8 protein-coding genes and 1 other RNA gene are annotated in these 8838 nt (G+C 40.1%); 6 read left to right on the top strand and 3 right to left on the bottom strand.

Annotated features, from left to right (window positions below):
• Positions 1-1550: HYR-like domain-containing protein (locus QHT84_RS06455; protein ID WP_456071407.1), on the bottom strand; the 1550-nt coding region annotated here is incomplete at its 3' end.
• Positions 1551-2163: 613 nt separating this feature from the next.
• Between QHT84_RS06455 and QHT84_RS06450 the strand changes: the two genes are divergently transcribed.
• Genes QHT84_RS06450 through QHT84_RS06435 form a run of 4 tightly spaced genes read left to right on the top strand, consistent with a single transcriptional unit; the run spans position 2164 to position 5881 of the window.
• Positions 2164-2649 (top strand): SixA phosphatase family protein, encoded by a 486-nt coding sequence (locus QHT84_RS06450; RefSeq protein ID WP_283238737.1) that lies wholly within the window; start codon positions 2164-2166, stop codon positions 2647-2649.
• A gap of 2 nt (positions 2650-2651) precedes the next feature.
• Complete coding sequence (ppk1, locus tag QHT84_RS06445; protein WP_283238736.1) at positions 2652-4787, top strand: polyphosphate kinase 1; 2136 nt, start codon at positions 2652-2654, stop codon at positions 4785-4787.
• A gap of 8 nt (positions 4788-4795) precedes the next feature.
• On the top strand, positions 4796-5686 hold the full coding sequence (locus QHT84_RS06440; RefSeq protein WP_283238735.1) for a Ppx/GppA phosphatase family protein: 891 nt from the start codon (positions 4796-4798) through the stop codon (positions 5684-5686).
• A gap of 6 nt (positions 5687-5692) precedes the next feature.
• Positions 5693-5881, top strand: a complete 189-nt coding sequence (locus tag QHT84_RS06435) for a hypothetical protein (RefSeq protein ID WP_283238734.1) — start codon at positions 5693-5695, stop codon at positions 5879-5881.
• Here QHT84_RS06435 and QHT84_RS06430 read toward each other — a convergent pair.
• Both QHT84_RS06430 and dnaX read right to left on the bottom strand, forming a co-directional pair.
• Complete coding sequence (locus QHT84_RS06430; protein ID WP_283238733.1) at positions 5878-6531, bottom strand: DNA polymerase III subunit gamma/tau; 654 nt, start codon at positions 6529-6531, stop codon at positions 5878-5880. The two genes, QHT84_RS06435 and QHT84_RS06430, sit on opposite strands and share 4 nt — an antisense overlap.
• Before the next feature lie 44 nt (positions 6532-6575).
• Complete coding sequence (dnaX, locus tag QHT84_RS06425; RefSeq protein WP_283238732.1) at positions 6576-7658, bottom strand: DNA polymerase III subunit gamma/tau; 1083 nt, start codon at positions 7656-7658, stop codon at positions 6576-6578.
• Positions 7659-7785: 127 nt separating this feature from the next.
• On the opposite strand from dnaX, the gene rnpB reads away from it, so the two are divergent.
• Both rnpB and QHT84_RS06415 read left to right on the top strand, forming a co-directional pair.
• Positions 7786-8094: RNase P RNA component class A (gene rnpB, locus QHT84_RS06420), an RNA gene on the top strand.
• 73 nt (positions 8095-8167) lie between these two features.
• Complete coding sequence (locus QHT84_RS06415) at positions 8168-8836, top strand: FAD-binding oxidoreductase (protein WP_283238731.1); 669 nt, start codon at positions 8168-8170, stop codon at positions 8834-8836.
• Positions 8837-8838 lie beyond the last annotated feature (2 nt).

The raw sequence follows: 8838 nt of genomic DNA, 5'->3' as shown, positions 1-8838 counted from the left end.
GTATCTTGTACATTAATGGTTTGCGAAGCGGTAGATGAATTACCACAGGCATCAGTAGCCGTCCAAGTTCTGGTTACAGAATATGAACCGGCACACGCTCCGTTAGTAGTTACATCGTTAAACGTTAAAGAAGCTACAGTGCCACAGTTATCAGTAGCTGTTGCTGTTGCAAAAGAAGGTGTAGCAGGACAACTAATAGAGGAAGGCGCCGGTAAAGCAGCGATTATCGGAGCAGTAGTATCTTGAATAGTGATAGTTTGAACAGCAGAACCAACGTTGTTACAAGCATCGGTTACTCTGAAAGTTCTGGTTATCACTGTTGGACATGAACCACTTTGAACATCTTGATAGGTAATGCTTGAAATAGCAGAAGCGTCGGTATAGGAACCACCGGCAGTAGTAAATTGTGCTGCTGTGATAGTTGTTTGTGTACTTGAAAACGCTAATAAACCGGCTGTGGCTAACGAACCCGAATTACAACCTTGAATAGTTGTATTTCCCGGTGCCGTTACTACAGGATTGGTAGCATCACCACCACTGATAATAACTTGTAAAGTCTTAGTACATCCGTTAGCATCAGTTACAGTTACAGTGTAAGTACCTGCGCTTAAGTTTGATAAATCTTGTGTAGTTGCTCCGTTTGACCAAGAATAAGTATATCCGGGTGTACCACCGGAAACACTTAAATCAATAGAGCCTGTTCCGCCACCACCGCAACTTACATTGACATGCGTCTCGCTCAACATTAGTTCGGTCGGACTAACAATTGCCAGTGTATAGGTATTGGTGAGCCCTTGAGAATCAGTCACCCTTAGTTTTGCGGTATTATTAGCAGTAGTGTAAACATGAGTAGGATTCTCTAAAGTAGAGTCGGTAGTACCATTGTTATCAAAATCCCATGCAAAAGTGTAGGGCGGTATACCTCCATTGGTAGTTGAATCAAAATATACAGTTAGGTTATTACCAACTAGACACGCTTTGTATGTAAATTGTACGGCCAATGGCTTAGAGATGACAGTCATGCCCGGCATTTCACACTGGGCAGAGTTGTAAGTGCCGCAATTATAAGAAGCTAATTGACTCGAACTTCCTCCGGTTCTCCATACAATCAAAATACGGTCAAGAATAAGCTCTTGACCACAAGTCCACGAAAACGGACCATAAATTTGACGTTGTCCTGCACCCGGAGCGATACTTCCTAGATAAGCATTAATACCGGTCACATTTCCATCTATAGACAAATCGGCAAATAACCTACAGTTGTTAGGTGTATTGTTTGCATTTGAAGTATAGTTGAGCATTACGTATACTTGCTGGGTGGTCCCAATGGTACACGTTGTATTACTCAAAGGTTGTCCGTTAACATTGGTCAAGCTGAGAAATACATCATTCAACTCAAAGTTGTTGGAATCACAATTAAATGCATCCAAATAATAATTGGGAGGACTACCACAGAGTCTCAAATCTGGGTAATTTGCAGTAAATTGTGAAAACGAATTACTTACGCACATAAAGAGTGTCAGTAATAAAAATGTAATTTTTGATTTCATACAATTAATTTTAGTAGAATAATTTATTGAAAATTTGCATTTTGGGCTTGAAGTAAGAGTGTAGGCATCGAGGTGCATAATATCTTGGGTTATACTATTGAGTGCTAAATTATATACAAAGCACCATTGCGCTCAATTTTGTCTACAAACAACTTGAAAACTCGATTAAATGCCACTTTTCCTGCTTTTTTGAGGGATTGAGCAGTGCAGTTTCGGGGGTTTTCGGTTAAATTTTGACATGCTTTTTTTGGGGTTTTAAGGTTAATTATGTGTTTTTTTTTCATTTTAACAAATCGAAAGTAGGAGGTTTTTTTTAAACCACCAAAAAAAACATCGACAAAATGCATGTTTTTATAGGTAAAATGCATATTTTAATAAAAATAGAAATAAAAATACTACAAAAAATATTTAACACTGAATTGTTGATAACATTTGTAAGTTTTTAACTTTTATTTCTAATAATAGTAGTAAAGTAGAATCAAGCCATTATTTAAAGGACAATACATTTTATAAGTATCAATTCACCGCTTTTGTCAATTGCTGTTAGAAATAATTATTTGTTTTTGATATTAAAAGCTTAAATTTATACGCTACGGATAAAATTTTAAATCGTATGAAAGAGCTGATTCTGGTAAGACATGCTAAATCAAGTTGGAATGCCCCGCTCAATGATTTCGACAGGCCACTCTGTAACAGAGGTATTCAAGATGCTCATCTGGTGGCTTCACATGTCGGAAATAGTATGCCTAAAACATTTTTAGTATGGAGCAGTGCCGCGAAAAGGGCGGCAGAAACGGCAATGATATTTGCGCAAAATCTTTCTTTTCCTATAGATGCCATTGTGTTTAGAGAGGATTTGTACACTTTTGATGAACACAAATTAGAGCGAATAATTCAATCGGCGCCTGACGATTGTGCCCACTTACTGGTTTTCGGGCATAACGAAGCCATTACAAATTTTGTCAATGCATACGGCAATCGTTACATTGACAATGTTGCTACTTGTGGGTTTGTAAAAATTACTATAGATTGCAGTAGTTGGAAAGAACTGAAAAAAGGTGTGACAGAAATGATAATTTTCCCCAAAGATTTAAAGTAAATATGAGTACAGATACTGGTTTTCGCTATATAGATCGAGAAAAAAGCTGGCTAGCGTTTAATGCCAGAGTATTACAGGAAGCTGCCGATGAGTCGGTGCCGCTCCTCGAAAGACTCCGATTTATAGGAATCTTTTCGAACAATTTAGACGAGTTTTTCCGCGTTCGTTTCGCTGCCGTACGCCGTTTGAGTCTGTCAGGAGTGTCCGGTGAAAAAATCCTCGGCGGTATTTCGGCGCAGCAATTGGTAAAGGATATTACCGAAATTGTAATCAAACAGCAAGCGGAGAGTTTGCGTATATTGCGACTTATTGAAGAAGAATTGGTCAAGCAAAACATCATTATTATTGATGAAACTGAAGTGACCGGCGAGCATGAAAATTTTGTCAAAGATTTTTTTATCCAAAAAATCAGCCCGGAATTAGTAACCATCATCTTGAATGATTTGGCCGAATTCCCGCTTTTAAAAGACACTTCGGGTTACTTGGCTGTAAAATTGGTGATGAAAACGGAGCAAAAAACCTCTATGCTGGGCCTTGTAAAGCCTAAGCCTGAAATTCGTTATGCCATTATTGAAATCCCGAAAAATACCAATCGTATTGTGGAATTACCCTCCAAAGACGGGAAACAATACTTAATGTTGTTAGACGATGTGATTCGCTACAACCTCAGTAGCATTTTCAATATCTTCAACTACGAAAGCATTTCGGCTCACATGATTAAAATTACCCGAGATGCGCAGCTCGATATCGATAGCGACATGAGTAAGAGTATGCTCGAAAAAATTGCTACTTCGGTTAAAGATCGCAGAATTGGCGAACCGGTGCGTTTTGTGTACGATCAATCTATCGGAAAAGATACGCTGAAGTTTTTCTTGGATAAAATGGGAATTCACGCTACTGACGGTATCATTCCGGGCGGACGCTACCACAACCGTCGCGATTATATGAACTTCCCCAATTTGGGTCGCTACGATTTGTTGTACCAACCCAAAACACCGCTTCCGGTTGACGGATTGTCTTTGGACGGCAGTATTTTAAACCGAATCGCGCAGAAAGATTACCTGATTAACGCCCCATTTCAGTCGTTTTCTTACTTAATCAAATTCTTGCGTGAAGCAGCTTTGGACCCGAAAGTAACCGCTATCAAAATAACGTTGTATCGTTTGGCCAAAAACTCGCAAATTGTCAGTTCACTTATCAATGCCGCTAAAAACGGTAAAAAAGTTACGGTCCAAATCGAATTGCAAGCCCGATTCGACGAAGCGAGTAACATCTCCTATGCCGAACAAATGCAACAGGAAGGTATCGAACTGATTTTTGGAATCAAAGGACTTAAAGTGCACAGTAAAATTTGTGTTATCGATAGAATGGAAGACGGCAAAATAAAACGTTACGGCTTCATTTCTACCGGCAATTTCAACGAAACAACGGCTAAGATTTACACCGATTTAACGCTGTTTACCAGCCACCAACAAATCTTAAAAGATGTTTCAAAGATTTTTGATTTCTTCGATGTCAATTACCGAATTCATCGTTACAAGCACTTAATTGTTTCGCCACATTACACGCGCTCGAAGTTTTACAAACTCATCGACCGCGAAATTAATAACGCGCTTGCCGGTCGTCCGGCCTATATCAATTTAAAAATGAACAGTCTGTCCGATATCGCTATGATTGACAAACTGTATGAGGCCAGTAATGCCGGGGTAAAGATTAAATTGCAGGTCAGAGGAATTTGTTCCCTAATTCCGGGTGTGAAAGGCATGAGCGAAAACATCGAAGCTATCAGCATCGTAGATTATTTGTTGGAACACACGCGTTGTTACATTTTCTGTAACAATGATGACCCGGAAGTGTTTATTTCTTCGGCCGATTTTATGACCCGAAACCTTGACGGTCGGGTGGAAGTAACGTGTCCTATTTATGATGCCGATATCAAAAAACAAATTATCGATACTTTCAATGTGGGTTGGAAAGGAAATGTAAAAGCCCGCTACCATTCGGAAAAATTCGATAACAAATACCGCGTTCGCAAAGAAGGGGAACCGGTTTTCAGAGCCCAATTTGAAACCTATAACTATTACAGAGATCGTTTGGATTATTGTGAAATACCCTCCAAAAACAAAATAATAAGTTAGAAATACGCATGATATCTATTAAAAAATATGCTGCTATCGATATTGGTTCCAACGCCATGCGTTTGCTCATTACCAATATTGTGGAGCAAAAAGACAAAGAAACACAGTTTAATAAAAGTGCGTTAATTCGCGTGCCAATTCGTCTCGGGCAGGATGCTTTTACCGTAGGTGAAATCTCTGAGGAAAATATCGAGCGCATGCAGGACGCGATGAAAGCCTTTAAGTTGTTGATGAAAGTTTACAAGGTAGAACGCTACAAAGCTTGTGCTACTTCGGCCATGCGCGAAGCTTATAACGGAAAAGAAGTAGCCTCCATTATTAAAGAAAATTGCGATATTGATATCGATATTATCGACGGAAAAATAGAAGCCACCATTATTGCTTCTTCCGATTTACACAGCTTTCTCAAAACCGAACAGACCTATTTGTATGTTGATGTTGGCGGCGGTAGTACCGAGTTTTCGTTGTTTTCCGACGGTAAAATGGTGGCTTCTAAATCTTTTAAAATCGGTACGGTTCGCATGCTAAACAATATGGTAAGTGATATTGTTTGGGAAGAAATTGAGAAATGGATCAAACTGCATACCCAAGAATATGAGAATGTAATCCTTATTGGTTCGGGCGGTAATATCAACAAACTCTTTAAACTTTCGGGTAAATTACAAGACAAACCGTTATCGTATTTGTATTTAAATTCCCAATACCAATACCTCAATTCATTGACGTACGAACAACGTATCGCCGAATTGGCGTTGAATCCCGATCGCGCCGACGTAATCATACCGGCCACACGTGTGTATTTGAATGCCATGAAGTGGAGCGGCGCGCGCCAATTGTTTGTACCGAAAATAGGGTTGGCCGACGGCATTGTTAAAGCCATGTACCAAGGAACCTTATAAATAAAGATGAAAAATTTCAGAATAGTTTGTTTAATCGTTTGTGTAGTCCTAATCGGATTTCACCTTTTCAGTTTGGATTTTCAAGACTTGCGGTTTTCCAAAAACAAGGCGCATTATCTGGGTATTTTGGCCATGGTATTGGTCGGACTCAGTTTTGTGTTGGGCATTATTAAAGACCGGAAAAAGGATAACTAAACATCCAGGTCGAACATTTTTTTCAGAACTTCTAAATTCGGATTGATTTCTACCAAACGATTGTATTTGTCTTGGTTGGTAAAGGCTCTTTTCACCACCAACGTTTCATTCACTTTCACCACAATCTGAATGTCGTGGTTGTGCAATTTCCCGCGCAAATAGCCCAATAATTCCGGTCGTTCTTTTTCAAAATCAATTTTCGAACTCTCATTCGGCAATTCGTGTATGATGGTTGTGCCGTCTAAAATCGGATCATTGATGGTTAACAATGAGGCTATAATGCGATAGCCTTTGTCTTCCATGCGCTGCGCGTATTTGAGCCATTGCTCCTGCATTTGGGTTTCGGTAAACGGCTCACTGGGCAAATGCACGGTTTCTTTTACTACCGATTTTTGCGCTTCCGCCAATTCTTTTTTAGCGCGGATACTGGCCAGTGATAGTGCAGAGACCTTAACCGTTGCGGGTTCCGTGTTGCGGGTTTCGGGTTTCAGTGCTGTTGTCGGTTGCGGATTGTCAGTTGCAGGTTGTTGTGCTTCTACTGCACTCGGGGTTACATGGTTGTCGGTAGCGGGTTTTGTGTCTTCTGATTCAGAACCCGTAACTTGCAACTCGGAGTTCGAAACTTCCTGCCCGGAACTCGTAACCTTCACTTCAGCAATTGAATAATCATTTCTTCTGAAGTAGGTAGGCGGAATTATGAATTCAACTTTTTTTTTTCTCCATCAAAAGTGATGGAGGCAATTTGCATTAGGGTAAGTTCGACCAACAAACGTTGGTTTTGGGAAGTTTTGTATTTTAAATCGCAATCGTTGGCCAAGTCAATGCCTTTGAGTAAGAACTCCTGCGTGGTTTTTTGCGATTGCTGTCCGTATAGCTGTTGGGCACTTTCGCCCATTTCCAGTAACGATAGTGTAGCCTGATTTTTGGCCACCAGTAAATCCCGGAAATGCGATGCCAATCCGGCAATAAAATGATGACCGTCGAAACCTTTAGATAAGATATCATTGTAAGCTAACAATACTTCGGGGATTTTGTTCTCCAAAAGCAATTCGGTCATGTTGATATACGTTTCGTAATCCAACACATTCAGGTTTTCGGTCACGGCCTGACGGGTTAGGTTGGTACCGCAAAACGAAACCACACGGTCAAAAATTGACAGCGCATCGCGCATCGCACCATCGGCTTTTTGAGCGATGATATGTAAGGCATCGTCTTCAAATTGGACACCCTGACTTTGTGCTACTTCCGCCAAATGTTCTTTGGCATCTTTTACCGTAATACGCTTAAAGTCAAAAATCTGACAACGCGATAATATGGTTGGGATGATTTTGTGTTTTTCGGTCGTAGCCAAAATGAAGATGGCGTGTTTTGGCGGTTCTTCCAAAGTTTTCAAAAAGGCATTGAACGCCGCCGAGGACAGCATGTGCACCTCGTCAATAATATATACCTTATATTGTCCGGTTTGAGGCGGAATACGAACCTGGTCAATTAAGTTTCGAATATCGTCCACAGAATTGTTGGAAGCCGCATCCAATTCAAAAACATTGAAGGCAAAATCTTCGTTAGGATCATCGTACCCGGGCTGGTTAATTTTGCGCGCCAAAATGCGTGCACAAGTAGTTTTACCTACGCCACGCGGACCGGTAAACAATAGGGCAGAAGCCAAGTGATTGTTCTCTATAGCATTGAGTAAGGTAGCGGTAATAGCCTGTTGTCCCACTACGTCTTTAAACGTTTGCGGACGGTACTTTCGGGCTGATACTACAAATTGTTCCATAGAATTAAACGGATTACAAATATAGATTTTTAATACTTTAAATTCTAAATTTTAAATTTTAAATTTTTCAGATTTTGATTTTCATCATTCAAAATTCAAAATTCACCATTTAAAATTGTTACTTTGCATCGCAGACCGCCTTATCGCTCTGAGCAATCAGGGAGGAAAGTCCGGACACCACAGAGTAGCATAGCGGGTAACGCCCGTCCGTCGAAAGACGAGGACCAGTGCAACAGAAAGGATGTACAGATAATGCTGTAGTGAAATCAGGTAAACTCTATGCGGTGAAATGCCATGTATACCGACAGTTAAGGGCTACTCGTCCGTTGTCGGGGGGTAGGCAGCTAGAACCAATAAGCAATTGTTGGTCGAGATAAATGATAAGGCTCCGCCACATCAGTGGAGACAGAATCCGGCTTACAGGTCTGCTTTTTTTTCTTACTTTATTTTTCTTATTTATACCTAACTTTGTTAGCGTAGCATTTATCACCTATTCTAAACTCATAGCCATGAATAAACACGTTGTTAAAGTTTTGGAAGCCAAATTTATCACTCATGATGTCAAAAAGTTTGTGGTAGAAAAGCCCGAAGGTTATGCTTTTATTCCCGGTCAGGCCACCGATGTTTCGATTAACCTACCCGATTGGAAAGACCAACTCAGGCCTTTTACCTTTACCAACCGGAGCGATTCTAACTATTTGGAATTTATGATTAAGCTGTATAATGATCGTAATGGTGTTACCAAAGCGATGGGAAAAGTAAACGCCGGTGATGAGTTGGTTTTACACGACGTTTTTGGTGCCATACAATACAAAGGCCCGGGCGTTTTTATTGCAGCCGGTTCAGGAATTACGCCTTTTATTTCCATTTTTCGGGAATTGTATAAGCATAATTTAATTAACGGCAACCGACTGATTTATGTCAATAAGACTTCGGAAGATATTATCATGGGTCAGGAACTCTTTAAAATGTTGAAGAAAAATTTCATCAATGTTTTGACCAGAGAGAATACCATAGGATTTGTCGGAAAGCGTATTGATCGCAAATTTCTGATTGAAAACATCGTCGATTTCAGTCAGCACTTTTATGTTTGCGGCCCGGAAGATTTTGTGCGAGACATCAACAAACACTTGATTGATTTGGGTGCCGATATTTCTTCTTTGGTTTTTGAGCAGTAATT

This window comes from Flavobacterium sedimenticola (assembly GCF_030053345.1).
GTDB classification, from domain to species: Bacteria; Bacteroidota; Bacteroidia; order Flavobacteriales; family Flavobacteriaceae; genus Flavobacterium; species Flavobacterium sedimenticola.
The sequence above is the reverse complement of the archived record's forward strand: the minus strand, read 5'-3'. Positions and strand labels throughout refer to the sequence as shown.

Coding starts and splice junctions, on each gene's coding strand:
- QHT84_RS06450 (WP_283238737.1), top strand. CDS start 2,164: ATGAAAGAGCTGATTCTGGTAAGACATGCTAAATCAAGTTGGAATGCC.
- ppk1 (WP_283238736.1), top strand. CDS start 2,652: ATGAGTACAGATACTGGTTTTCGCTATATAGATCGAGAAAAAAGCTGG.
- QHT84_RS06440 (WP_283238735.1), top strand. CDS start 4,796: ATGATATCTATTAAAAAATATGCTGCTATCGATATTGGTTCCAACGCC.
- QHT84_RS06435 (WP_283238734.1), top strand. CDS start 5,693: ATGAAAAATTTCAGAATAGTTTGTTTAATCGTTTGTGTAGTCCTAATC.
- dnaX (WP_283238732.1), bottom strand. CDS start 7,658: ATGGAACAATTTGTAGTATCAGCCCGAAAGTACCGTCCGCAAACGTTT.
- QHT84_RS06415 (WP_283238731.1), top strand. CDS start 8,168: ATGAATAAACACGTTGTTAAAGTTTTGGAAGCCAAATTTATCACTCAT.